The sequence below is a fragment of the Shewanella electrica genome, assembly GCF_022321485.1.
In the GTDB taxonomy this organism is placed as follows: Bacteria; Pseudomonadota; Gammaproteobacteria; order Enterobacterales; family Shewanellaceae; genus Shewanella; species Shewanella electrica.
Genome location: NZ_JAKOGG010000197.1, coordinates 1 through 279 on the forward strand (window position 1 = coordinate 1; position 279 = coordinate 279).

The 279-nt window shown below is 61.6% G+C and carries 1 protein-coding gene; it reads right to left on the reverse strand.

The features are described from left to right. Positions 1-98: 98 nt before the first annotated feature. Positions 99-279 (reverse strand): uL16 family ribosomal protein (locus tag L9G74_RS20350; RefSeq protein WP_238898587.1); only part of this gene is annotated, 181 nt, incomplete at its 5' end.

Below are 279 nucleotides of genomic sequence, written 5' to 3' on the forward strand. Positions count from 1 at the left end.
TTCCACTCAGCCTTTTATTCCCCCCCGTGGGGGTCTATTGGGGGTTTCTCCCCCCCCTCATTTCGGGGTGCCCTCCCCCCCATTTGGGGTGGGGGTCCCTACGCTGCGTGCAGTGCCCTCCAGCGGTCCAGGGGTCCCCTCCCAGGGACGTATTTCACCCCGCAGCCGTCGGGGATCAAACGTTTCTGGGCCACCATTTCCTCGAAGGCGTCGGCGTTGAATTTGGTGAACCCCCATTTCTTGGAGATGTGGATCTTCTGCCTGCCCGGGAACTTGAAC